The following is a 25,016-nucleotide window of genomic DNA, read 5'->3' on the forward strand; positions in this document are numbered from 1 at the left end:
TTCCATGGGGCACCCGTTAGATAATTTCCAGATTGGCCTGCAGCGCCCCGGCCGCCTTCATTGCCGCGAGGATCGCGACCAGGTCTCGCGGCGTGACGCCAACTGCATTGAGTGCTCGGACCACCTCGCCGAGCGTCACGGTCTCATCGATCTGCAACAAGCGGGCCGGTTCTTCCTGCACATCAGTCTTCACGTCCGGAGTGACCACGGTGGCTCCGCCGGATGAGCCGATGATGGGCGCCGGGGGCTGGGACACGGTGAGCGTATTCTTGATGGTGATCGTCAGGTTCCCGTGCGCGATGGCACAGGTCGAGAGCCGGACGTGCTCGCCGAGCACCACGGTCCCGGTCCGCTCGTTGACGACGACCTTCGCCGGCACGTCCACCTGCACGTCCAGCGCCTCAATCGTCGCGATGTACTGGACCACCCGGCCCTGGAAGTCGGCCGGGATCGTCGCCCGGACCAGCCCCGCGTTCACCGGGACGGCGCTGCCCTTCCCGAAGACCGCCTCGATCGCGTCGGCGATCCGGATGGCGGTCGTGAAATCCGCCTGCCGGAGGACGATGGAGACCGTGTCCCAGGTATCCAGATTCACTGGGACTTCCTTCTCGACGATGGCCCCGCCGGGGATCGTCCCGGCCGCCTGGTGGTTCTTCGTGACCGTGTTCCCCCCCCCGCCGCCGGGGCCGCCGAGGAACCCGCCGATGGAGATCGGCCCCTGCGCGACGGCATAGACCTGCTGGTTCGGCGCCTTGAGCGGGGTCAGCAGCAGCGTGCCCCCCTGCAGGCTCCGGGCGTTGGCTATCGAGGACACGACGGCATCCACGGTCATCCCCGGCTTCGCGAAGGGGGGCAGCTTGGCCGTCACCATGACGGAGGCGATGTTGCGGGTCAGCAACATGATCGGGTCAATCACCAGATTGATGCCCATCTTGTTGAGCATGGACATCATGGCCTGCACGGTGAACTGGCCGCCGATCACCATGTCGCCCGTCCGGTCCAGCCCGACGACGAGCCCGTAGCCGTAGAGCTGGTTCTCGCGCACCCCCTCGATCGTCGCGATGTCCTTGACCCGCGCCGCCCGCGCCGGCCCCGCGGCGAGCGCACAGCCGACAGCGAGCAGCACACCGCAAGCAATCAGGGTCCTGGACTGCCGCATGCCTCCCCTCTTTTCGCCCGTCACGGCCGGCGCGCCGCGGCTCTCGGTTCGCTTCCCCTCAGAACGGATAGATCCAATCCAGGATCCGCACCAGCCAGCCGGGCCGTTGGACGTCGTCCACGACGCCGAGGCCGGTGTACTCGATCCGCGCGTCCGCGATGGCGGTCGAGAGCACGGTGTTCTTCGTGTCCACGTCCACGCGCCGCACCAGTCCGCTCAGGATCATCGTCTGCTTCTCGCTGTTGACCGTGACCTCGCGGCGCCCTTCGATCCGGAGATCGCCGTTCGGCATGACCTCGGTGACGATCGCCGACATCGTCCCGGTCAGCGTGTCCTCCCGGTTCGTTGCCCCCTTCCCGCCGAATTTGTTCTTGGCGTTCGCGCTCACCGCGAGGTCCTGGGCGACCACCTTCTTCAGCGACAGCCCCGGAATGCCGAAGGTGAGGCCGTCGAGCGCGTTATCAATCGTGGACTCGCGCTCGGCCTTGGTGTCCGCGGTCTTGGACCCCTTGTGCTTCTCCATGATCTTGATCGTGATGATATCGCCCACCCGCATCGCCCGGAGGTCTTCGTAGAGATAGGCGCGCCCGTTTTCCTCCACCCACAGGGAGCCCATCGTCTTGGGCGGCGGCAGCGGCGGGATCTGGACTGTGCGCGTCGACGCTGTCGGCTTGCTACAGGCCACGAGCAGCAGGGCGAGCAGCACGAGGCCCCTGGCGAGCAGGCCGCCCGCCGGCGGCCGCGCCGCCCCGTTCGCCCGCTCGATCACGGGCCTGCCTTCTGGCCCCTTGCCCCTCGCCTCTCGCCCGCCCATCAGAATTCCACCTGGACGACCCCCGGCGCGATCACCGTCGCCTGGAGCTGCTTACCCGAATCCACGTTCGTCACGACAATGGACTGCCCGACCACGCCCCCCGCCTTGGTCACGCCGGCCGTCCGGACCGTCAGGCCCCCGCGCTTCGCCTCGATCACGACCCGCTCGCCCTTGCGGACGGCGTAGGGCGCGCTCAGGGACGACAGGCGGAGCGGCTGGTGAGGCGGCAGGGCCCGGACCGCGCGCTTGCCGACTGCGTCCTCGCGTCGCCACACGAACTCCGGGTGCGCCTCCGTCAGCGGCACCCGGATGACCGCGAGGTCGTCCTCCTCGAGGAGGTCATCCTTCCGGATCAGCCGGACTGGCGCGACGACCTCGGCCTGCGCTTCCACCGCCGCGGTGACCGTGACCGTCCGGACCGGTTTTCCATCCACCGCGAGCGTGAGGGTGAACGAACGAGGGCCGGCATGGGTCTCCACCCCCTCCTCCGTCACCCGAGCGATCACTGCGCCAGATGGAAGCCAGATCGGCTGGCGGGGCTCCAGGATGCGGACATCGATTCCGGTGACTCTGCCCGCCAGCTGTCGCTCAAGATAGTGGACTAGCGCCTGGCGAATATCCTCGAGAGAGACAACCTGACTCGCGGCGGACGCCCGAGGTCCGGCGGTTGGCCGGGCCGTCCCCTGCGCTGGCGGCCGGGCCGCCTCCCCCGCCGGCGGCCGGGCCGGTTCTCTCATCCGGTTGGCTGCGGTGTTCTCCAGAGCATCCGCCGGTGTCCCCGCGACCATCAGCCATCCTATCGCAATCAACAACAGTGTGCATGCCCGATTGCTCATGACTATCTCCTGAGATTATTCGCAATCTGCATCATCTCATCGGAAGCCTGGATCGCCTTGGCGTTAATCTCATAGCTCCGCTGGGCGATGATCATGTTGACCATCTCTTCGGCCAAGTTGACGTTCGAGCTTTCTAACATGCCCTGCTGGATGAGGCCGAACCCGGTCGAGAAGCCTGGCACCCCCTGCAAGGGCGGGCCCGAGGCGAAGCTGTCCAGGAAGAGGTTGTTCCCCATCGCCACCAAGCCAGCGGGATTGTCGAACCGGACCAGCTGGATCTGGCCCACCTGCGTCGCTTGCGTCACCCCAGGGAGCAAGACCGAGACTGTGCCATCCTGGCCAATATCCACCTTGAGTGCCCCGGATGGGATCGTGATCGTCGGCGTCAGCACATCGCCGTCGCCCGTCACGATATTCCCCACGTTGTCGCGTTTGAAGGAGCCGTTCCGCGTGTACATGATCGTGCCATCTGGCCTCGTTACCTGGAAAAACCCTGGTCCATCAATGGCCAGATCGAGCTCATTGCCGGTTTGGCGAAGATTGCCTTGGACCCATTCTTTTGCAATGGTGAGTGGCCGGACGCCCCCACCCACCTGCATGCCCACAGGAAAGATTCCCACATTGGACGCGTTCGTGCCTGGCAAGCGCTGGATCTGATAGAGCAGGTCGGCGAACTCTGCTCGGCTGCGCTTGAACCCGTTGGTGTTGACGTTGGCCAGATTGTGCGCAATCGTGTCGATATTGAGCTGTTGCGCGGTCATGCCGGTGGCGGCTGTCCACATGGCTCGAATCATAGAACCTCCGCGAGGAACCCCGCGACCTCAGTCGCGGGGTGTTGACGGGTGTGTTCTTTGGCAATCGGCACGAGGGGCGGCGAGGGGCGGGGGCCCCTTGCGATGAGCGAGCCACGCTGCGCCGCGGCGGCCGCCGGATCGCCCCTCGGATCGCGGCTTACGCCACTCGACCCAGTTCCTGAATCGCGAGCCCAGTCATCTGGTCGTAGGTCTGCATCACCTTCTGGGAAAATTCATAGGCGCGCATGACTTCGATCAACTTCACCATCTCCATGAACGCATTCACGTTGGACGCTTCGAGTTGCCCGGGCACCACCGTTGGCGCCGCGAGGGGCTTGGGATTCGTCCCGGCGAAGAGGCCGCCGCCGAGCGGAACCAGACTCCGGGGGTCCGGAAATTCCACGACTTTGATTCGTGCCACTTCCTCGTCGTTCACCAGGATGTGCCCACCGGCCAGCACCTTGACCTCGCCGGCCTTGAGCTGGATCTCGCCGTTCACCCCCATCACCGGATCGCCGGCCTCCGTCACCAGCCGCCGCCGGGGATCCAGATGAAACATCCCGTTGCGCGTATAGCGGAGGCCTGCCGGCGTGTTGATTTCGAAGAACCCTGGTCCCTCAATGGCCAGATCCCAGGGTTGCTTGGTCTCGCGGCGCGCCCCTTGGCGGTCATCAATCCGCACCTCGCGGGGCGCCACAAAGACGCGCGCCGTGGCGGCGCCGGTCGGCCAGCTCGGCACAACGGCTCCCAGCGCAATCGGCGCAGCGGGCTGCACCCAGGCGACTCCCGGCACAAGCGACTGAAAGGTCGGGTCTAGGCGCTTGAACCCTGTGGTATTCAGATTCGCGACGTTGTGGGCGAGCACGTGAAGGCGATGTTCTTGCGCGAGCGCACCAGAGAGGATGGGATAAATTCCTCGGTCCATCGAGGCTTGCTCCGTCTGATCATTCGAGTGACTGTTCTGGACCACCAGCAAACCCTATGCCATCTGGTGTGCTGCCGGGGGTCCGGCTCCATTCCGCGTGAGGGACCGGCAGAACCTAGCCGGACCACGCCATGGCCGTTCGCTGGCTGCAGAGGCCGTCCAGGAGCGCGGCGGCATGCTTGACCCAGGAGGCGGAAAAGTTTGCCGAGTGTCGTCATCCGCCTGGCTGCCTCTGCCTCGTTCCGCGCGAGGCGCCGCGGCGTGGTTCGCTCGGGACAACCGTGTGCTTTCACCAGCGTTCTGCATAGATCAGTCGGCTAGCAGCACCTTCAGCTTGAGGATGGCTTTTCCATGGATCTGGCAGACGCGCGATTCGGTAACCTTGAGGATGTGGCCGATTTCCTTCAGAGTGAGCTCCTCAAAGTAATAGAGCGAGAGCACCAGTCGCTCTTGGGCCGGCAGCGCGTCGATCGCGGTAGCGAGCCGCTGGCGGATTTCTTCGGAGACCACACGGGCTAACGGGTCTGCCGATCGGGAGTCCGCTACCTCCACTGGCTGCGAGGGGTCCTCCTGATGGTGACGCAGCAAATCCTCGAGGCTCAGCATCACCAGCTGGCGGGTCTGCGCCAGCATCTGATCCAGTTTGTCGAGGGAGCAGTGCATGGCATGGGCGAGCTCTTCGTCCGTCGGCAGACGACCAAGCTGGTGTAGCAGCGTCCGCTGGTGGTGTTCCAGGGCTGCGAGCTGTTCGTGCACCGACCGTGGCACCCAGTCCATGGCCCGGATCTCGTCGAGCATAGCCCCACGGATTCGGTGCTCCGCATACGTCTTCAAGGCGATCGCTCGCGTCGGATCGTATTTCTCGAGGGCATCGAGCAGGCCGATGAGTCCGGCGGAAACTAGATCCTCGGTCTCCAGCGATGGAGGCAACCGTGTGGCCAGTCGGCGCGCGAGGGCCCGTATCCGCGGCAGAAACTCCCGAACGAGTTGGGTCGGGTCGATGGGGCACGTCCCTGACCCTGTTTCAGGTGGGTTGGTCCGGGCCGGCCCGGCCGACGGCGGGGGAACCGGCCCGGCCGGCAGCGCAGGAACCGGCCCGGCCGGCGGTGCCGCAAAGCCAGGCTTGGTCGGCCGCCGACGCGCGGCCGGGGTGGGTGCTGGTTGGTTCGCTGACTGTGGCATCGATGGTTTGTCGACCTAGTTGGTGTAGCCGGCAGGGGGGCAGCCCGGCCGCCCGCGCGGGGGGCAGCCCGGCCGCCAGCGCGGGCGGCCCGGCCGCTGACGCGAGAGCCAGCCCGACTGGGTTTAGGCCCCAACCGGCATTCCGACGGAGGGTCTCGCCTCCGGCGCGCGCGGCTGGCCGCGTCCGATACGAGTTGCCAGCTGCCGCAACGCTCGACTGGCCGGCGCACGCGGAAACAGCTCGATGACCGCCCGTTGCCGCGCCACGGCCATCCGAACGGCGTCATCCGTCGGAATAGCCCCGAGATAGTCCAGGGTAATCTCCAAGAACCGATTGGCCACCAGACGGAGGCGCCGCACCACTTCTTCGCCGTCCTCAGGACGGCTTGCCATGTTCACCACGAGGTGAAAATGCCGCATGAGGCCCTGCCGGGAGACCACCTTCATCAGCGCATAGGCATCCGCGATCGCGGTCGGCTCCGGCGCCGTCACGACGAGCATCTCCTGGGCAAGGCTCGCAAAAAACAGCACGTTGGCGGCGATCCCAGCCCCGGCATCGATCAGCAGCACATCGGTCGCGCCCGTGGCGTGGTCCAGCGCGTCGAAGAGGGTTCGCCGCTGACCCTCCGTCAGGGCGGTCAGTTCTGGAACCCCTGAACTGGAGGGGAGAATCTGGATGCCGCCTGGACCAGGGATGATGACGTCGGTCAGGGTCCGCTCCCCGCGCAACACGTGGGCCAGCGTATACCGAGGCACCAAGCCGAGCAGGACATCGAGGTTCCCCAGCCCCAGGTCGGCGTCCAGTACCAGCACGCGTTGGCCCGCTTGTGTCAGCGCGAGCGCCACGTTCGCCACGATATTGGTCTTCCCGACCCCTCCCTTGCCGCTCGCCACCAGAATGATTTTCTTGGCCGTTGGCAAGCTGATCGGAGAACCAGGTTCCACCGCCGTTACCACCATTTCCACCAGGCTCCTTTCTTCGGTGTTATCAGCCGCGGAATGACAGACTTCGGTGACGGCGTTGAGGCCGGGAGCCGCGCCGGCGCCGCGGACCGGGCCCGTTCTGGCGCCGCGGGCTGGGCCCGTTCCGGCGCCGCGGGCTGGGCCCGGTCTCGCGTCACCACCGGCATGGGTGGAGATTCCGACAGCCCACTCCGTGTCCTCGGCCGCAGTCTTCCGCCTAGCAAGAGATCGGCCATGCGTTCGGCTCGCACCAACTCCAGATCCTCGGGCACATGCTGGCCCGTGCTGAAATAGGACAGCGCCCAGCCCGTCCGGCGCATCAGCTCGAAGGGGGCCCCGTACCGCGTCGTCTCATCGAGCTTCGTGAACAGCAGCCGGTTGATGGGAAGCGCGGCGTACCGATCCACGGCGTCGAGCAGATCCTCGTCGCGCGTTGTGGCGGAGAGCACCAGATGGATCTCCAGCGAGCAGTTGGTCGTCACGATCCGCTGCAGCTCCGCCATCTGGTCCGGATCCAGCGGGGTCCAGCCTGGCGTATCGACCAGAATGAGGTCGGCCTGGGCCCGGCGGCGCACGATGGCGGGCAGCTCCTCCGGCGTTAGTGCAATGTCCAGGGGCACGCCGATCGTCTGTGCAAAGAGTCGGAGCTGCTCGACTGCCGCCACGCGATAGGTGTCCATCGTGACGAGCGCCACTGCGCGCCGCTCCTGCCCATGGGAGTGGGCGGCGAGTTTGGCGATTGTGGTCGTTTTTCCCACCCCTGTGGGTCCGACCAGCATGACGGTTTTTTTCCACTCGCCCGGGGCCAGCAGCGGCCCGCCGGTCTTCGTCTCCTGGATGAGCAGCCGGGCGAGCGCGGCGCGAACCGTCGCGTCGGTCTTCAGCTCGGTCGGCGGAGTCGTGGTGGCGAGCCGGGCCACAAGCTGGAGGGCGGTGCTGACGGACAGTCCGGCGCGAACCAACTGATCTCGCGCCGCCTGGAGCGGCGGCGGCAGGCAGGGGGGCTCGTGTGCCGCGTGGGACCCCGCCGCCTGCTCAAGCAGCCGGCGCATCTGCACCAGCTCGGCTCGGATGTTCACCCAGGCTGCGTCGGGTCCTTCCCCAGGCGCCCGCACGCAGCTCGGACACAGTGGCTGCGTCGGGCTCGGGCCCTCCTCCGGAGGCGGCGGCCCCGCCCCCGCGCGGCGTAGCTCTCGCTCGAACTGGGACCCCGCCCCTTCCAGGGACACCGGACCGGGACCAGAGGACGGCGGCGGGGCCGCAGGCCGAGCCGCAGGGTCGACATCCACAGCGGCGGTCACCTCGATCCAGGGGCGGCCGAACAGCCCAAACAGCGCGCCGCCCCGCCGGACCTGCTTCGTCGAGAGGATGACCGCGTCCGGACCCAGCTCCGCCTTGATCGTCCGGAGCGCCTCCTGCATCGTCAGGGCCTGGAACGTCTTGATCTTCATCGCGGCTCACTCCTACGCCTCGGCCACCTGGGCTGTCTCCAGCACCTTGATGGTGGCCATGGCGTCCACCTCGCTGATGGCCAATACCGGCATCGCCGGCAGGAACCGCTCCGTCAGCCGGCGGAGGGGGCGGCGGAGCGGCGCCGAGCAGAGCAGGATCGGCGGCTGGCCCTGCGCGGCCACGCGCTCCACCGCCTGTTTGAGCGACAGCAGCAGCTTCTGCGCAAGCACCGGATCCGGCATCCAGGCGCCGCCAAGACCACTGGCGGCGGCCTGCTCCGCGAGCTGCTGCTCGACGCGCGGATCCACCGTGATGACTGGCAGCGTCCCGTCCGGGGCAAGGTACTGCCGGGTGATGGTGCGGGCGAGCGCCTGGCGGGCGGCCTCGATGAGCGCCTCCGGGTCCTTCGTCGCCGCCGCCTGGTCGGCGACCGCCTCCAGGATGGTCCGCAGGTCCCGGATCGGGACCCGCTCCCGCAGCAGGCCCGCCAGCACGCGTACCACGCCCCCGAGCGGCAGGAGCGCCGGCACCAGCTCCTCGACCAGCTTCGGATGCGTCTTCGCCAGCTCGTCGAGGAGCGCCTGCACCTCCTGCCGGCCGATCAGCTCGTGGGCGTGGCGCTTGATGAGCTCGGCCAGGTGGGTGGTGATGACCGAGCTGACGTCCACCACGGTGTAGCCCGCCAGCTGGGCCTGCTCCCGTTCGGCGTCCGGCACCCAGAGCGCGGGAAGGCCGAACACCGGCTCCTTGGTCGGGAGGCCCTGGACCGCCTGGCTGTCGGCGGTCCCCGGGTTGATTGCCAGCACGTGCCCCGGCAGCACCTCACCCCGCACCAACTCGACTCCCTTCAGCAGGATCGCGTACTCGTTCGGCCGGAGCTGCAGGTTGTCCCGGATGTGGACGGGCGGGACCAGAAAGCCCAGGTCCGCGGCGGTCTGCCGGCGGAGCCCCTTGATCCGCTCGAGCAACACCCCGCCCTGCTCCCCGTCCACCAAGCCGATCAGCCCGTACCCGACCTGGATCTCCAGGAGGTCCAGCGGCGCCGGCGTCGCGACCAGCTCGGGCCCCCGCCCGACCGGCTCCGCCCGCGCCGCCGCGGCCCGCGCGCGCTCCCGTCGGGCCAGCTCGTAGGCCAGCCAGGCGACGAGGCCGCCGAGCGCGAGGAACGCCGCGTGCGGCAGACCGGGGATGAGGCCCAGGCCGAGGAGCACCCCGCCGCCGTCCAGAGGGCCTTCGGCGACACCAGCACCTGCCGCGCGATGTCCTCGCCGAGGCTTGACTCCGAGGCCGCCCGGGTCACGATCATGCCGGCGGCGGCCGAGACGATCAGCGCGGGGACTTGCGCCGCCAGCCCCTCGCCCACGGTGAGCAGCGTGTAGTTCTGGGCCGCGGCCGCCACGCCCATCCCCTGCTGCAGCACGCCGATCGCGAGGCCGCCGACGATGTTCACCAGGATGATGACCACGGCCGCGATCGCGTCCCCGCGGACGAACTTGCTCGCGCCGTCCATGGCCCCGTAGAAGTCGGCCTCTTGCGCAATCTCGCGGCGGCGGCGGCGCGCCTCCGCCTCGTTGATCAGCCCCGCGTTCAGGTCGGCGTCAATGCTCATCTGCTTGCCCGGCATCGCGTCCAGCGTGAAGCGCGCCGCCACCTCCGAGATCCGGCCGGCGCCCTTCGTCACGACGACGAAGTTGATGACCACGAGGATCACGAACACCACGAGCCCCACGGTGAAGTTCCCGCCGACGACGAAACTGCCGAACGCACGGATCACCTCGCCCGCCGCGGCCGGCCCTTCGTTCCCGTGCAGCAGGATCAGGCGGGTCGAGGCGATGTTCAGCGACAGCCGCAGCAGCGTCAGCATGAGCAAGACGGAGGGGAAGACCGAGAACTCCAGCGGCTTCCGCACCTGCATGCTGACCAGGAGGACGAGGAGCGCCAGCGTGATGTCGAAGGCCAGCAGCAGGTCCAGCAGCAGCCGCGGCAGGGGGAGCAGCATGATCATCAGCGTGCCCACGACCCCGACGGACATGACGAGGTCAGGCTGCCGCAGCCAGGAGGCGACCGGCCAGGTCTGCTCGTCAGCGCGCATTCGGCACCTGCGGCCCCTGCCCGCGCGCCCGATAGACCAGCGCGAGGATCTCCGCCACCGCCCGGTAGAGGTCGGCCGGCACCTCGCGCCCGAGGTCCACGAGCCGGTAGAGGGTCTGGGCGACGAACCGGTTTTCCACCACCATCACCCCGTGCCGGCGCGCCACCGCCTTGATCCGCTCGGCGAGCTCGCCGGCGCCCTTGGCCACGACCATCGGCGCCGCCATCGTCGCCGCGTCGTACCGGAGCGCCACGGCCAGGTGCGTCGGGTTCGTGATCACGACGTCGGCCTTCGGCACCGCCGCCATCATGCGCTTCCGGGCCATCTCGCGCTGCACGCGACGGACGCGCGCGCGCACGAGCGGGTCGCCCTCCGTCTCCCGCTGCTCCTGCTTGACCTCTTCCTTGGTCATCCGGAGCCCGCGCTCCCACTCGAACCGCTGGTAGGCGTAGTCCGCGGCCGCGATCGCGGCGAGGGCGAGCCCGATCCAGAGGGCCGCCTTCGCGAGCAGCGCCGCCGTCAGGTGCAGGACGTCGGCGAGGTCGTAGGTCCCCAGCGCCGCCAGGTGCGGGAGGTCGTCCCGCACGGCCGCGGAGACGACGCCCACGATCACCACGACCTTGAGGACGGCCTTGGCCAGCTCGACGGCGGCCCGCCAGGAGGCGAGCCGCGCGAAGCCGGCCGCGGGGTTGAGCCGGGAGAAATCCGGCGCGAGGCCCTTGGTCGGCCAGAGGAAGCCGGTCTGCACGAGGAAGGCCCCTACCCCGACCGCCGTGAGCCCGAGCAGCAGCGGCGGCAGGGCCAGCGCCAGCCCGTCCAACCCGGCGCGGGTCAGCAGGGCGCGGACCGTGTCTGGACTGACCTCGAGCCCGGCGCCCGCGCCGGCCGCCTGCCCGAGCCATCGCCGCATGACCTCGACGAGCTGCGCCGCGCTGTGCTCGCCGGCGAGGCCGAGCAGCGCCAGGCCGGCGAGCAGCACGGCCGCGGTCGGCACCTCGCGGCTGATCGGGACCTGCCCGCGCTCCCGGGCCTCCTTCCTCCGGCGCGCCGTCGCCCGCTCGGTGCGCTGACCCGCCGGCTCAGCCATCCCCAGCCCCCGTATCAAGCCGTGGACCGTGTCGGCGAGGCGGACCAGCTCGGCTTCGATGAGCCCAGCGGCGAAGGGCAAGGCCGCGCCCGCCACCAGGAGCCCGCCCGCGATCGTGATCGGAAAGCTCAGCAGGAACACGTTGATCTGGGCGACCGCCCGGCCCAGCGCGGCCAGCACCAGGTTGACCACGAGCAGCGTGGCCATGACGGGCGCGGCCAGCTTGAGCGCGACCAGGAACAGCCCCTGCGTGACCCGGAGCACGTCCTCCACGAGGGCGGCCGGGAGCCGCGCCCCGAAGGGCGGGATCACCGTCAAGCTCGTGGCGATGGCGTCCACGACGAGCAGGTGTCCATCCAGCGAAAGGAACAGGAGCGACGCCAGGAGCAGGACAAGCTGGCCGATCACCCCGAGCTGCTGGGCGGAGGCGGGATCGACGAGCTGGACCACCCCAGCCCCATCTGGGTGCCGATGAGCTCGCCCGCCATCTCGATCCCCGCGAACAGGGCGCGTGTCGCCAGGCCGATGGTCAGTCCCACCAGGAACTCCGCCGTCAGGCCCGCGCCGAGCAGCAGCGCGTCGTCGGGTGGGGCCGCCGCCCGCGCGAACGGGAGCAGGACGAGCGCGAGCATCAGAGCCACGCCGGCCTTGACCGGCACGGGGATCGCGCGGCTGCCCAGCAGCGGCCAGGCCGCCAGGATCCCGGCGACCCGCGTCAGGACCACGAGCAGCGCCTGGACCTGCGGGAGCGCGACATGGAGAAGGTCGTTCATCACGGACTCCGCCGGGTCACTGCTCCATCCCCTGCCCCCTGCCCACCGCTTCTCCTCACCGGACCATCTCCGGAATGCCGCCGAGCGTCGCGGTCGTGAAGCTGATCAACAGCTCCAGCATCCAGGGCAGGAACAAGAACGCCGTGGCCACGACGGCCAGGACCTTCGGGACAAAGGTGAGGGTTGCCTCATTGATCTGGGTCACCGCCTGCACGAGCCCGACGAGCAGGCCGACGAGCAGGCTCAGCCCCAACATCGGCGCCGACACCAGCAGCATCGTCTCGATCGCCCGCCGTCCGATCTCGATGACGGTTTCAGGGGTCATCTGCTCCTCCAGCGCGCCGCGCGCCACCAGCCGCTTCCACCCCCGTTCCCCGTTTCTCATCGTCGCTCTGGGCTGCTGGCTCCTGGCTAATGAAAACTCCTCAGCATCGAGCCCACCACCAGATACCAGCCGTCCGCGAGCACGAACAGGATCAGCTTGAACGGCAGCGAGATCACGACCGGCGGGAGCAGCATCATCCCCATGGACATCAGGACGCTCGCGACGACCATGTCCACGATCAGGAAGGGAATGTAGAGCAAGAACCCGATCTGGAACGCGATCCGCAATTCGCTCAGGATGAACGCCGGAATGATCACATGCGTCGGCAGCTCGTCGGCCTGGGCCGGCTTCGGCCGCCTGGCCAGCCTCGACGAACAGCTCGAGGTCCTTCTCCCGCACCTGCCGGAGCATGAACTCCCGGATCGGCACAAGGCCGCGGGCGAGCGCCTCCTCGTGGGTGATCTGCTCGGCCAGGAACGGCTGCAGCGCGGTCTCGGAGACCCGGTCCCAGACCGGCGCCATGACGAAGAACGTCAGGAACAAGGCCAGGCTGATCAGCACCTGGTTGGGCGGCACCTGCGGCGCGCCGATGGCCTGCCGCAAGAAGGCCAGCACGATGACGATGCGCGTGAAGGCCGTGACCATGATGAAGAAGGCCGGCGCCAGGGAGAGGACGGTCAGCAGGGCCAGGAGTTGAATGACGGTGGCGGTCGCGCCGGGCCCGCCGCCCAGATCCAGCGTGAGCGAGGGGCTGCCAGCCCAGGCCGACCCCGCCCCCACGCCCGTGACGACCGCGACCGCCGCGACGGCCAGCCGGGCGCCTCGGGTGCACTGCCGCACCAGCTTCGAGGTCCCCGCCGCATCCTGGCTCACCGACGTCCCGCGGCGCCGCCGCGGGAGCCTCCCGGCGCCGGCCCCGCTCCAGGCCGCCACGGCGGCGAGTCCGGCGCCGCTTCCGGCGGCGGGCCGGGGACGGGCCCGCTGCGCGAGCAGGCGCGCCACCCGCTCGGGGTCACGGATCCGCCCGAGGGGCACGAGGCTCGTGGCGGTGGCCCCTAGCACGAGCACCTCGCCGGCGACCGCGACAACGAACACCTCCCGGCGCGGCCCGAGGGAGCCGGTGCCGAGCACCTGCACGAGAGGGCCCTCGGGGTCGGCGGCTCCGATCCGCCCGAGGACGCGCCGCGCCACGCCCCAGCCGAGCAGCAGCACGCCCAGCACGACGGCGAGCGCGGCGACCATCCGGATGAGGCTGTCCCAGAGATCCATGATCCCCTCACCGGTCAACGCGACGGGGACGAACCGACGCGGCGTGCGGGCACCGCGGCCGTCGCGGTGTCTTTCCGTCCCCGCGTCTCCTCATTTCAACTGTTGCACCCGCTCGACGGCGCTCACCACATCGGTGAGGCGCACACCGAACTTCTCGTTCACGACGACGACTTCCCCGCGCGCCACCAGACGGTTGTTGACCAGCACGTCCATGGGCTCGCCGGCCTGCTTCTCCAGCTCAATGACTGAGCCCTGCCCAAGCTGCAAGAGATCGCGAATCAGCATGCGCGTCGAGCCGAGCTGCACGGACACCTGCATCGGAATGTCCAGGAGCAGATCCAGGTTCCGGGGCAGGGCCTCCGCGCCAGGTGGCTCGGGGGCCGCAGCCGCTCGGAGCTCGGAGGCCGCCTCGGCTTCGGTCAGGTCGCCCTTCTGCTGCACGATGTCGAGATTCGACATGCCCACTCCCCTCCCCGTTCCTCGCGTCACGTCAACGCCCGGCTGACCCGAAACACCTGGCTGCCCCGCATGACGCCGGCGCTCCCCAGGAATTTCGGGCGTCCCTCCACGAAGCAGGTGAGGGGATCGCCGGGGCTCTGGTCCAGCACGATCACGTCGCCCGGCGCGAGATGCAGCACATCCCGGACGCGCATCGTCGCCGTGCCAAACCGCACCGTGGCCTCCACCGCACAGTCCTGCAAGGCCTCCTTGAATCGTGCGGTCCAGTCGAGGTTCTGCTCCAGGCGGTCGGAGAAGAAGCCGGAGTACAGCTGTTCCTTAATCGGTTCGAGCATGGCGTAGGGGTAGGCCAGGAAGAGGTCTCGGCTCGTCTCGCCGAGGTGCACGCGCAGGGTGATCGCCACCACGATCTCCGAGAGCGACACGATCATGGCGAACTGCGGGTTGCTTTCCGATCGCGAGAGCGTGACTTGAACGGGCACCACCGGCTGCCAGGCCTTCTCCAGGTCCCGGAGGGCCTGGGTGGCGACGGTCCGGATGATCCGTTGCTGGATGGGGGTGAAGTCCCGCCCCTCAGGCTTGACGTGCGAGACCCCGCTGCCACCAAAGAAGTAGTCCACCACGAGGTACACGACCATGGCGTCCATCACGAACAAGCCGTAGCCCCGGAGCGGGTCCATCTGAAACACGGTCAACGAGGAGGGCACCGGAATCTTCTTCAAGAACTCGCTGAACTTGAGCACTTGGGTCCCCACCACGCTGATGTCGACCATGGTGCGAAGCAAGGTAGTCCAGGACAGCGCTTGGAGGCGGGCGAACCGGTCGCTGATCATCTCGAGGGTCGGCATCCGCCCGCGGAAAATGCGTTCCTGACTGGTGAGATCATAGGGCCGAACGCCAGAGGTCGGCGGCGCCGGCGGCGCCGTCTCAACGGCACCGGATTCGATGCCTTGCAGCAGCGCGTCGACTTCCTCTTGCGAGAGAATGCGCTCCATCGAGCCGACCGTGGGGAATGGTCCAGGGGCCTCGCCCTTCCTACTGAATGACGAATTCCGTGAAATAGACGGTCTTGATGCCGCCGTTGGGCAACATCGCGGCGATCCGCTGCGTCAGCTCGTCGCGGAGCTGGAACTTTCCCTGCGTGCTCCGCAGGCTGGTGGAGTCCTTACCGGACAGCAGAATCAGGACCGCATCTCGGATTTGCGGCACCCGCGCGGCGACCTCAGCGGAGGCCTCCGGCCGCGCCAACTCCAGCTTGATCGTGAGCTTGAGGTAGCGGACCTCCGGCGTATCAGCGAGATTCACGATAAAGGGATCGAGATCGTAGAGTGGCCCCACCGTGCTGGGCGCGCTCCCTATCTGACTAGCTTCGGTGGACGCCGGCGCGGCTGGGGTCTTCGCATGGTTCGTGGCCGGCGCCGCATCGAGCTTTCCACGGAACAGCCACCAGCCCACGGCACTGCCCGAGGTCAGCACCGCAATCACTCCAACTATCAGGATCCACCGCTTCTTCGTCGGCTGGCCCGATGGAACCGGGCCGCCGGCGCCAGTGACCGAGCCGGCGAGCGGTGTTGGACCTTCCGTCACATTTGCCATCGCACCACGCTCCTTGAGATCGTCACGGGATCACAGCTTGTCTGCAACGGCCGTGCCACCCAGCTGCTCTTGAGCCGACTCAGTTCCCGCTCAGTTCAATCAAGAAATTCCGTTCGTTTGTGGAGGCGGGCGCCGTCCCCCGCTCATGCCTCAGCGAGCGCGGTCATCCACTTTGTTGACACTGTCGGATTTTTGACACCAGCGGCAGGCGAGTGCTCGCAAGCGGCGCAACCGACCAGACGCGCATGGGTGGGGGTCAGGCTACCGCTTGAGATTCATGATCTCGAGCAGGAGATCATCGGCTGTGGTGATGACGCGCGCATTGGCTTGATATTCGCGTTGGGCTGCGATCATGTCCACGAACTGGTTGCTCAGGTCGACGTTGGACTGCTCCAGCGAGGCCGGCGCAATGGCCCCCAACCCGCCCGTTGCTGGCTTTCCCAGGGTGGCCAGACCGGCGGTGGCTGTTGCCTCGAACAGGTTGTTGCGCCGCGGCGCCAGCCCCTGCGGGTTCACAAACCCAGCGAGCGCCACTTGACCCAGTGCGCGAGTCTGGCCATTCGAGAACCGGGCGATCACTTGCCCATCTCCATCGACCCTGATGCCTTCGAGCGATCCGGCTGGGTAGCCGTCCTGCGTCAGCCGAGTCACCTCGGACGCCCGACGGTCCTGCGTCATGCCGCCGAGATCGAAGGCGACCGTCGTTGCACCTGAGTCAAACGTGAGGGTGACGACAAGCGGAGTGGCTCCAGCCGGCGTCCCATCAGCTTGGAACGTGAGGGAACCAGTCCCGGCGACGGCGCCATTGGCCACGACGTGGTAGGTCCAGGCATTCGAGCCGGTCTTCGTGAAGTAGACCGTGACCAGGTGTCCCGCCCCCTGCGCGTCGTACACCGTCAGCGAGGTTGCAAAATTCGACGTACTGGACGGATTCGCCAGATCGAACCCGCTGGGGATGACAGCGGCGGCAGCATCCACATTGCCCATGAGGGCCACGCGACTGGTCGCGCGAGCGGGCGAGACCAGTGGGCCGGTCCCCGCGCCGCCGGGCGCCCCGGCCTCCGTCGCCATAGTGGTCAGCGTCCCCAGCGTCGTGGTGATTGCGCCATTGGAGTCCGCCAGGTACCCCTGCAGCCACTCCCCGGTCGGTGTCGCGAGGCGGCCGCTCGCATCCACGCTGAATTGGCCCGCTCGTGTGTAGAAGGTGTTCCCGGTGCTGTCCTTGACTAGAAAGAACCCGTTGCCCTGAATGGCCAGGTCTAAAGGCTGACCGGTGGCACTGATGAGTCCTTGGGTGAACACTGATTCCACCCGGGGCGGTGCCGTGCCCACCCCCACGTCTCCGCGCGCGTTCCCGCGCAGATACTTGGATCCCACCAACTCGGCGAACACCGGTCGACTGGCCTTGAACCCCACCGTGGCCGCATTCGCCAGGTTATTGCTGATCACCTGCAACCACCGACCCGTGGCCTCCAAGCCACTGAGCCCTGTATACAGCGCCGTCAACATCCGCTGGCCTCCTGCGTGACGCTAGAAGACTGCCTGCACGTCTGTCGGATCGACGGTCAGGCCCCCCACAAGCAGCTGCGGCCGTCCCGTGACCATGATCATGCCCGTGACCCTGGCCTGCATCATCGGGCTGACCGCCACAGTTTGTCCCGTCGCGCTGTACGCACTGATGGCAAGATGATAGGAGCCCGCTGGCGCCGCGTGGCCCGCTTGATCCAACCCATCCCAGCTCAACTGGTGTGCCCCGGCCGGCTGCGCCCCGGCCTGGATCGTCCGGACCGGCCGGCCGGCCGCGTCGAGCAGTGTCACCTGCACGCGCTCGGCCTCCTCGGCCAGCGTGTAGAACATTGTCGTGGGACCTGTTCCATGCTGGATGATGGGTCCCCCCAGTTGGACTTGTCGCCCCAGCAGGGCAACCAAGCTCGCCCACTCCTGAGTCTGTTGCGTCGCCCGGCTCTGCTCCATGAGCGTCACCAGCTGCGTCATCTGCTCGAGCTGGCTGAATTGTGCCAGCTGTCCAATAAAGGTCTCGTTGTTCACCGGCTGGAGCGGATTCTGGTACTGCAACTGCGTCACCAGGAGCTTGAGGAACACATCCTGGCCCAGCGACGGCGACCCACCAGAGGCCGGCGCGGGCGGCGCCGCCACCGTTTGACGGGAAAGCCCGGTGATGCTGTCCATCTCGTCCTCCTCTGCGCGAGGGACCCCTCCGACGGAACAACCCGGTGGCAAGAGCCATGCCACCGGCCGCCCTGGTCCAAGACCCGTGCCGGTTCCCCCGTGCCGCCAGAGAGTTCGAGGCCGTTTCAGGAAGAATAGGTGGGGCGAACGGCCGGGGCGGCGTGGCGGCCCAGGGACGTTTCTGCAGGGAGCTAGGCAAAAAGATTCAGCGCGCGGCGGCCGCCGCTCTTCCCGTCGGGACCCGCTGTCGGCTCGATCCCGGGTGTCTCGACCGGCCCAGTCGCTTCGGAGGGCTCAGGGGCGGTTCCCGGGAACGGGGCACCGGTCTCGGACTGGTTCCGCTCTCGCCCGGTCGTGGAGACGAAGAAGCTCCCGACCGCGAGCCCCTGGGCGCCGAGCTCCGCTTCCAGCCAATCCCGGTGCTCGATCAGGTACTCGCGCAACCCCGCCTGTTCGGTGACGAGCGAGGCGTAGACGGTACGGTCCGCGAGCGCGACGTGGAGTCGGATCCGCCCGAGGTCCTCCGGTTCGAGCTCGAGCCGGATGGACGGGATGCCCTGGTCGCCCGTAGGCTCCGGAAGGGGCTCCGCCAGCAGGGGTCCCGTAAGTACGCCCGCTGGCGCCTTGGCCGCCGCCCCGGCTGTCCGGCCAGTCGCGCCACTGGCCAGCACCCCCAGCCCGATCCCGTTGTCAGCGGGCCTGGAGGGCCCGCCCGGGGTCGCCGGTGGCTTACCCTCCGCTGCGGCCGTGCCATCCCACCCGCCAGCGGCTGGGCCGCCCTGGCCCCCCGCCGCGGCGAGTGCCCGCCCGTCCATCCCCGGCTCGCGCCGGGCGGCCACGTTCAGCACCTCCACTTGGCTCCACGCGGGGTCTTCCGGTTGGTCGGCCGACGGCGCCGATTCCACGTGACGGCCAGACTCATCCTCGGGACGGAGTGCGGCGGCTGGCGGACGGTCGGCCCGGGCCGGCTCCTCGCGCGAGTCGCTCGGCCGAGCGGCGTGGTCGCTGTCGCCGACCGCCGAGACGGCCCTTGCCTGTCGCCAGGCGGCCGACGGCGCCGCCGCTCGGCTGGCCGTGGGCGATTCACGAGCTCGGACCCGCGCCAGGCTGGCCGGCCGCGGCGCGCGATCCGCCCGAGCGGCCTCCGATTCCGGCCTCAGGTCTGGCCCACCGGACAGGCGTCCGTCCAGGCGCACCACCGACGCGAAACCCGGCATCAGCGCCAGCCATCCTCCGTCGAGCGTTCTCAGCACTGCGTCTGAATCAGACCCGCTGCGTTCGGTCTCCCCCGCTCGCTCGACAAGCTTCCGCTGGAATGTCGACCGGTGTCCGGGTCCGTGCGGCCCCAAGGCCAACCCGCGCGGGACCTCCGTCGTGTTTGCCTCGCGCGGCGGGGCCAGAGGGTCCTGGACCGTTGTCCGCATCGGTCGCTCCTCACTCGGAGACCAGTTGCGCCGTGAGCTGCGCGGCCCGCTCCGGTCGCACCTGAGCCAGAATTGCGCCGGCGGTCTTACTCTTGAGCGCCCGCAAGAGCCGGAGCGCCTGCTCGCGCGGCATCTTCTCGATTCGCGCGGCGGCCTCCTCGGGCGGCATCGCCTCGTAGATCTTCGCGAGATGGGTGAACGCCGCCTGGCGCGCCTCGGTGGCGGTGGCCGCCTGCTTCGCTTCGAACGCTCGGCGACGGGCCTCCTCCGCCTGCACCCGTGCTTCATACCGCGCGAGCAGCTCTTCGATCTCCCGCTTCAGCACCATGAGCCGGGTCTCCGCCTCGCGCACCTTCGCCTCCCGCCGATCGAGCGCCTGCTTGCGTTGATCGAGCAGTGCCAAGATCTCGGCCGGTACTGCCAGTGCCGGTCCCTGGAGCGACGGTGGCGGGCGCAGGGCGGCGGGCACCGAGTCCGGTGGTGATGTGCTCACTGTGGGCCGCTGCTCGCCTGGTGGCCCTGCACCCATGCCTAGGCCTGTCATGATGATCAGTGAGATCAGCAGGCCTCCCCTGCGACGCGACGGGGTCCAATTCCTGGTTGCCGTGCCCCGACACTCGCCCGTCGGCGTGCCGCATCGGTTTCCTCTCATAGGACGCCCTCGCGCGATCCGCGGGGCTGGGCAGCCGTCTGCCCGTCCCGGGCCGAGACGAACTGCCGGCCGGCGGCCTCATCCAGGTGGCGCTGCGCCGCCGCGGCCGCCCGCCGCCGCTCGCCGGCCGCCCGGCGCCGTTCCAGGGCCTCAAGCTTCTTGCGCTCCCGAGCCGCCTCGAGCGCCTCCGCCATCTTCTCCGTCCAGTGGCGATGGGCCTCGGCCACGGCGGCTCGCGCTTTCGCGATCGCCTCCGTCATCCCCTCCATCAGCACGTACCGGCCCGCGACCTCGTCGGCCGGCAGACCCGCCCGCGCCGCCGCCAGGGCGCGCTGCGCGTCCTGCTCGGCCGCCGCCTCCAGCCGGGCCCGCTCCGCCAGCGCCTGCTTCAGCGCCTGCTCCACCGCGACCCGCTCCACGCGCAGCGTCTGCTCGAGCTGCGCCCGATAGGTCCGCAAGACGGCGAGGTTCATCGGAGTCCCTCCGCCAGCTTGAGCAAGGCGGTCCGGGAGTCCGCCCAGCTCACCCGCTGGTCCATCTCTTGCCGCAGGTATCGTGTGATGGGCTCCACCATCGCGACCGCCCGATCGAGTCGCGGGTTCCCACCCGCCTTGTACGCGCCGATCGTGATCAGCTCCTCGGAGCGCCGGTACAGGGCCAGGGTCTCGAGCAGCGCCCGCGCGGCCGCGTCGTGCTCCCGCGTCACGATCTCCCGCATCACGCGACTCGTGCTCTGCAGCACGTCAATCGCCGGAAAGTGGTTTTGTGCGGCCAGCTCCCGCGTGAGCACGATATGCCCGTCCAACACTGACCGCGCCGCATCGGCAATCGGATCGGCCAGGTCGTCGCCCTCGACGAGCACCGTGTACAGCCCGGTGATCGTGCCGGGCCCGTCCCCCGTGCCGGCCCGCTCGAGCAGTTTGGGCAGGAGCGCGAACACCGAGGGGGGGTAGCCCTTCGTGGTCGGCGGCTCGCCGATCGCCAGCCCGACCTCGCGCTGGCCCTGGGCGAAGCGGGTCAGCGAGTCCATTAGCAGCAGCACCTGCTGGCCCCGGTCCCGGAAATACTCCGCGACCGCGGTCGCGAGGAACGCCCCACGCACCCGGACCAGCGGCGGCTGATCCGAGGTAGCCACGATCACGACCGACCGGGCCAGCCCCTCGGACCGGAGGTCGCGCTCGAGAAACTCCTTGACCTCGCGCCCGCGCTCGCCGATCAGGGCGACCACGTTCACGTCGGCGACGGTGTGGCGCGCCATCATGCCGAGCAGCACGCTCTTGCCCACGCCGGACCCGGCGAAAATTCCCACCTTTTGGCCACGCCCGCAGACGAGCAGGCCGTTGATCGCGCGGATGCCGAGGTCCAACGGGTCTGTGATGCGCCGTCGCCTCATCGGGTTGAGCGGCGCGCCGTAGAGGGGGACTTCGGCCTCAGCCGAGATTGGCCCTCGGCCGTCCAGCGGCTCGCCCAACCCGTTCAGGACGCGCCCGAGCAGCCCCGGGCCGACCCGGGCGGCGGCGGGGCGCCCGCGCAGGATGAGGCGGCTGGCGGGGCCGATCCCGCGCAGCTCGCCGAGCGGCATCAGCAGCACCTGCTCGTCGCGGAATCCGACGATCTCCGCCGCGACACGGTCCTCGCCATCGTCCGGCACGATCTCGCACTGCTCGCCGACCGCACGCATCGGCCCTCGCCCCTCGATCACGAGCCCAACGGCTCGGCTGATCCGGCCGTGCACCGCGACCGGATCCGCCGCGGCGACGCGGGCGCGCAGGCGCTCAATCATCGGGTCCCTCCCGGCCTTCCCGGCGGCGCAGCGCTTCCCCGAGGCGGGCGAGCTGGACCTCCAACCGCGCGTCCGCGAGCCGGCTCGGCGTCTCCACCAGGCACCCACCCCGCGAGACGCGAGGGTCGCTTTGGATCTCCACGATGGCGCCCTCGCCTGCCGCGACGAGCGCGGCGCGGACGCCCTCGAGCACGGGCACGTCCTGGGGGTGGACCCGGATCGTGAACGGCCCCCCGTCCCGGATCCGCGCGACGAGCTCCTGTGCTTGCGCCGCCACCGCCGCTCCCAGCACCTCGCTCCGTTCACGAAGCACCTTGGCGGCGATCTCCAGCGCGAGCCCAGCCACTAGGTCTTCCGCGTCACGCCCCCACGCTTCCCGGTGGGCCTGGAGTTCCCGAACGAGCGCGGTGAGCAGCGCGTTTTGCCGCTCGAGCGGCGCGAGCATCTGCTCCTGCATCCGGCGCTCCCCGTCCGCCACGCCCCGCTCGTAGGCCTGCTGCTCGCGCTCGTAGGCCCGCTGCTCGCGCGCCGGCTCCTCCGCCGCCCGGGCGCCCGGGGAGGTGACCGCCTGCAGCTCGTAGGGCTGGAGCGCCGCCGCGCCCTCCGGCTTGAGCACCCGGGCGAACGCCTTCGTGATCATACAAACTCCTCCCCGGCCCCGCCGATCACCAGGCGGCCTTCCTCCTCCAGCTTACGGCAGAGCTTGAGGATGTTCTGCTGCGCCTTTTCCGCTTCGCTGACCCGGACTGGCCCGCGGGCCTCCATGTCCTCCTTGAGCATCTCAGCGGCGCGGCTGGACAGATTGCGAAACACCTTGTCGCGGATTTCCGGACTGGCCGCCCGCAACGCCAGGGCGAGATCGTCCTTGCTGACCTCCTTGAGCAGCTCCTGCATGCCGCGGTCGTCCACCTGCACGAGGTCCTCGAAGACGAACATCAGGGAGCGGATGGTTTCCGCCAGCTCGGCGTTGCGCTCCGTCAGCCGGACCATGATGCCATGCTCCATGCTTTTGTCCAGGCGCGTCAGCAGTTCGGCCGCCACCTTGGTGCCGCCCAGGCGCTCGCCGCGTGCCGGACCATTGACTTTTAGCACCTCTTGGAAGACCTCGCTGAGGTGCGTGAGGACCTCTGGCTGAACGTCTTCGCTGAGCGCAATCCGCATGATCACGTCGGCGCGCAGCCCCTCTGGCAAGGCGGCCAGCACCTGGCTGCCCTGCTCCGGATCCAATTGGGCCAGCACCACGGCGATCGTCTGGGGATGTTCGGCCTTGATGAGTTGCGTAATGGCCCGCGGGTCTAGCCACTTCAAGGCTTCCAACCCTGGATACGCGGTCATCGTTACGGTCTCCAGGATGCGTGTGGCTTTCTCCGGCCCCAGCGCCTTGGTCAGGATCGTGCGAATGTACTCCTTGCCCTCAAAGCCAATAGCGCCTTGCGCCTGCACCGCTGCGAATTCTCGGATGACGGCGTCTTCGTCCTCACGCGAGATGTTCGCGAGTTCGGTCATATAGGCGCCAATCTTGCGAATGTCTTTCGGGTCGAGATGACGCATCACGGCGGCGGCGGCGTCCTCCCCGATGGCCCGGAGGAGAATGGCGGCTTTCTCCTCGCCACTGAGTTTGCGAGGTGACGATGGCGTCATCTACGCCCCTCCCCTCAGCCATTGCCTGATGACCAAGGCGGTGGTTTCCGGATTGCGCTGGGCCTGGTCTACGAGCTGCGCCCGCGGCGCAGCGGACAGCGACGCCTCCACCTCGCTCACCGTCATCGGAAGCTCCTGGGGCAGCGCGCGGCTGCCCGCCGTTGGCGCGGCCGGGGCCGCTGTGAGCGTCGCGATCAGCGGCCGCACGACGATGAGCAGGATCAGCACAAACAGCAGCACAGCGACGCCGTACCGCACGTAGGGCGCGGCGGCCGTCAGCGCGGAGACGCCCGCCTCGGCGGTCGCGCCGGGCCCCTCCTCGGCCTCCACGTCGAAGGGGATGTTGACGACCTCCACCTGATCGCGACGTTCGGCCGAGAAACCCATCGCCATCTTGACGATCTCTTCGATCTGCTTCATGTCGGCCTCGGACCGCGGGATATAGATCCGCTTGCCACCGGCCTGGTTGCCCTCCTTGGGCATCTCGTAGGTCCCGTCCACGAGCACGGCCACGGAGAGCTGCTTGATGGTCCCGACCGGTTCGACGATGCGCGAGACCGTCCGGCTGATCTCGTAGTTCACCGTCTCGTGCTTAGTCTGACTGCTCTGGCTGCTGGCCTGGACCGGCCCCTCGGCCTCCGCGGGCGCGCCCGCCCCCGGCACATTCGACGCGACGCCAGGCGGGCCGCCCGCCGCTGGCGCAGGCGCTGGGCCCGAGTTGGTGGCACTCCCGCTGGTCTTCTCCGATTGGCGCTGCTCGCTCCGGACGACCTGGCCGTTGGGATCGAAGCGCTCCTCGGTGAGTTCGACCTGCCGGAAGTCCAGCACGCTGGAGACGCGCACGACGGCCTTGCCCGCGCCGACGATCCGCTCGAGCATCGTCTGGATGCGCTGCTCGATGTCCTTCTCCAGCGACCGCTGGTACTCGAGCTGGGAGCCGGAGAGCCGCGTCGGCCCGTCGTCGGCCGCCTCGGAGAGCAACCGGCCGTGGCCGTCCACGACCGTCACCGCTCCGGGCTGGAGCCCCTCGACGCTGCTCGCGACTAAGTGGACGATCCCCTGCGTCTGTGCCTTGCTTAGCGACGCCCCCCGGCGGAGCGAGAGCACGACCGAGGCTCGCGGTCGCTCCTGTTCCGAGCTGAACAGCCGCCGCTCCGGCACGGCCAGGTGCACCCGCGCCCGCTCGACCTCGGGCAGCTGCGCGATCGTCCGGGCCAGCTCGCCCTGGAGCGCCCGCCGGTAGTTCAGTTTCTGGACAAACTCGGACATCCCGATCGTGTTGCGGTCGAAGATCTCGAAGCCGACCCCGCCCCCGTGCGGCAACCCCTGGCTCGCAAGCTGGAGCCGCAGCTCGTGGACGCGTGCGGCCTCCACGAGGATCGACCCGCCACCCGCGCCGACCTCGTAGGGGATCTTCGCCTCCTTGAGCTTCTCGATGATGGCGCCCGCATCGTCCGGGGAGAGGCCGGAAAAGAGCACCTGCAACTCCGGCTGCTGACTCCAGAGCGCCACCGCGACGAGCGCGGCGACCGCGGCGGCCAGCCCGATCACGATCGTGAGCCGACGTGCCATCGGCAGTGCTGCAAATTTAGCGAGCATG

Annotated in this window: 22 protein-coding genes and 2 pseudogenes; all 24 read right to left on the reverse strand. The window is 68.8% G+C overall.

Annotated features, from left to right (window positions below; translation table 11 throughout):
• Positions 1–16: 16 nt before the first annotated feature.
• The 24 genes and pseudogenes from ACWHYQ_RS00100 to fliF all read right to left on the reverse strand — a co-directional run bounded on the left by ACWHYQ_RS00100 (position 17) and on the right by fliF (position 25,015).
• Positions 17–1,159 carry a flagellar basal body P-ring protein FlgI gene (locus ACWHYQ_RS00100; RefSeq protein ID WP_447973774.1) on the reverse strand — a complete coding sequence of 381 codons (1,143 nt, stop codon included), beginning with the start codon at positions 1,157–1,159 and terminating at the stop codon, positions 17–19.
• Positions 1,160–1,217: 58 nt separating this feature from the next.
• Complete coding sequence (locus tag ACWHYQ_RS00105) at positions 1,218–1,973, reverse strand: flagellar basal body L-ring protein FlgH (protein ID WP_447973775.1); 756 nt, start codon at positions 1,971–1,973, stop codon at positions 1,218–1,220.
• On the reverse strand, positions 1,973–2,452 hold the full coding sequence (gene flgA, locus ACWHYQ_RS00110; protein ID WP_447973776.1) for a flagellar basal body P-ring formation chaperone FlgA: 480 nt from the start codon (positions 2,450–2,452) through the stop codon (positions 1,973–1,975). The genes ACWHYQ_RS00105 and flgA overlap by 1 nt, the downstream gene beginning before the upstream one ends.
• A gap of 359 nt (positions 2,453–2,811) precedes the next feature.
• Entirely contained in the window at positions 2,812–3,603 is a 792-nt protein-coding gene (gene flgG / locus ACWHYQ_RS00115) for a flagellar basal-body rod protein FlgG (protein ID WP_447973777.1), read from the reverse strand.
• A gap of 157 nt (positions 3,604–3,760) precedes the next feature.
• On the reverse strand, positions 3,761–4,528 hold the full coding sequence (locus tag ACWHYQ_RS00120; protein ID WP_447973778.1) for a flagellar hook-basal body protein: 768 nt from the start codon (positions 4,526–4,528) through the stop codon (positions 3,761–3,763).
• Positions 4,529–4,837: 309 nt separating this feature from the next.
• Entirely contained in the window at positions 4,838–5,710 is an 873-nt protein-coding gene (locus tag ACWHYQ_RS00125) for a FliA/WhiG family RNA polymerase sigma factor (RefSeq protein WP_447973779.1), read from the reverse strand.
• 123 nt (positions 5,711–5,833) lie between these two features.
• Positions 5,834–6,670, reverse strand: coding sequence for a MinD/ParA family protein (locus ACWHYQ_RS00130; RefSeq protein ID WP_447975608.1), 837 nt, complete (start codon positions 6,668–6,670; stop codon positions 5,834–5,836).
• Positions 6,661–8,124: a flagellar biosynthesis protein FlhF gene (flhF, locus tag ACWHYQ_RS00135; RefSeq protein WP_447973780.1), complete on the reverse strand. Its 1,464-nt coding sequence runs from the start codon at positions 8,122–8,124 to the stop codon at positions 6,661–6,663. The genes ACWHYQ_RS00130 and flhF overlap by 10 nt, the downstream gene beginning before the upstream one ends.
• A 12-nt stretch (positions 8,125–8,136) precedes the next feature.
• Positions 8,137–10,130: pseudogene (gene flhA, locus ACWHYQ_RS00140) on the reverse strand (flagellar biosynthesis protein FlhA).
• 76 nt (positions 10,131–10,206) lie between these two features.
• A complete protein-coding gene (gene flhB / locus ACWHYQ_RS00145) occupies positions 10,207–11,304 on the reverse strand; it encodes a flagellar biosynthesis protein FlhB (RefSeq protein ID WP_447975609.1) in 1,098 nt (365 codons plus the stop codon).
• A gap of 108 nt (positions 11,305–11,412) precedes the next feature.
• Positions 11,413–12,077, reverse strand: a pseudogene (fliR, locus tag ACWHYQ_RS00150) (flagellar biosynthetic protein FliR); the annotation flags it as partial.
• A gap of 55 nt (positions 12,078–12,132) precedes the next feature.
• Positions 12,133–13,671 carry a flagellar biosynthesis protein FliQ gene (gene fliQ, locus ACWHYQ_RS00155; protein ID WP_447973781.1) on the reverse strand — a complete coding sequence of 513 codons (1,539 nt, stop codon included), beginning with the start codon at positions 13,669–13,671 and terminating at the stop codon, positions 12,133–12,135.
• A 90-nt stretch (positions 13,672–13,761) separates the two neighbouring features.
• Positions 13,762–14,130 (reverse strand): flagellar motor switch protein FliN, encoded by a 369-nt coding sequence (fliN, locus tag ACWHYQ_RS00160; RefSeq protein ID WP_447972081.1) that lies wholly within the window; start codon positions 14,128–14,130, stop codon positions 13,762–13,764.
• Between the two features lie 26 nt (positions 14,131–14,156).
• Positions 14,157–15,125 (reverse strand): flagellar motor switch protein FliM, encoded by a 969-nt coding sequence (fliM, locus tag ACWHYQ_RS00165; RefSeq protein ID WP_447973782.1) that lies wholly within the window; start codon positions 15,123–15,125, stop codon positions 14,157–14,159.
• Between the two features lie 40 nt (positions 15,126–15,165).
• Complete coding sequence (locus ACWHYQ_RS00170; RefSeq protein ID WP_447973783.1) at positions 15,166–15,726, reverse strand: flagellar basal body-associated FliL family protein; 561 nt, start codon at positions 15,724–15,726, stop codon at positions 15,166–15,168.
• A gap of 261 nt (positions 15,727–15,987) precedes the next feature.
• Positions 15,988–17,235, reverse strand: a complete 1,248-nt coding sequence (locus ACWHYQ_RS00175; RefSeq protein WP_447973784.1) for a flagellar hook protein FlgE — start codon at positions 17,233–17,235, stop codon at positions 15,988–15,990.
• Positions 17,236–17,256: 21 nt separating this feature from the next.
• Positions 17,257–17,916: a flagellar hook assembly protein FlgD gene (locus ACWHYQ_RS00180; RefSeq protein ID WP_447973785.1), complete on the reverse strand. Its 660-nt coding sequence runs from the start codon at positions 17,914–17,916 to the stop codon at positions 17,257–17,259.
• Positions 17,917–18,107: 191 nt separating this feature from the next.
• The gene (gene fliK / locus ACWHYQ_RS00185; protein ID WP_447973786.1) at positions 18,108–19,133 is read right to left on the reverse strand and encodes a flagellar hook-length control protein FliK; all 1,026 of its coding nucleotides are present in this window, start codon (positions 19,131–19,133) and stop codon (positions 18,108–18,110) included.
• 217 nt (positions 19,134–19,350) lie between these two features.
• Positions 19,351–19,833, reverse strand: coding sequence for a MotE family protein (locus tag ACWHYQ_RS00190; protein WP_447973787.1), 483 nt, complete (start codon positions 19,831–19,833; stop codon positions 19,351–19,353).
• 155 nt (positions 19,834–19,988) lie between these two features.
• Positions 19,989–20,465: a flagellar FliJ family protein gene (locus tag ACWHYQ_RS00195; protein WP_447973788.1), complete on the reverse strand. Its 477-nt coding sequence runs from the start codon at positions 20,463–20,465 to the stop codon at positions 19,989–19,991.
• Positions 20,462–21,775, reverse strand: a complete 1,314-nt coding sequence (locus tag ACWHYQ_RS00200; protein ID WP_447973789.1) for a FliI/YscN family ATPase — start codon at positions 21,773–21,775, stop codon at positions 20,462–20,464. Before ACWHYQ_RS00200 ends, ACWHYQ_RS00195 begins: the two co-directional genes overlap by 4 nt.
• The gene (locus ACWHYQ_RS00205) at positions 21,768–22,415 is read right to left on the reverse strand and encodes a FliH/SctL family protein (RefSeq protein WP_447973790.1); all 648 of its coding nucleotides are present in this window, start codon (positions 22,413–22,415) and stop codon (positions 21,768–21,770) included. The genes ACWHYQ_RS00200 and ACWHYQ_RS00205 overlap by 8 nt, the downstream gene beginning before the upstream one ends.
• A complete protein-coding gene (fliG, locus tag ACWHYQ_RS00210; protein ID WP_447973791.1) occupies positions 22,412–23,416 on the reverse strand; it encodes a flagellar motor switch protein FliG in 1,005 nt (334 codons plus the stop codon). Before fliG ends, ACWHYQ_RS00205 begins: the two co-directional genes overlap by 4 nt.
• Positions 23,417–25,015, reverse strand: a complete 1,599-nt coding sequence (gene fliF, locus ACWHYQ_RS00215) for a flagellar basal-body MS-ring/collar protein FliF (RefSeq protein ID WP_447973792.1) — start codon at positions 25,013–25,015, stop codon at positions 23,417–23,419.
• Between the last annotated feature and the right edge of the window lies 1 nt (position 25,016).

This window comes from Nitrospira sp. Kam-Ns4a, assembly GCF_965152595.1.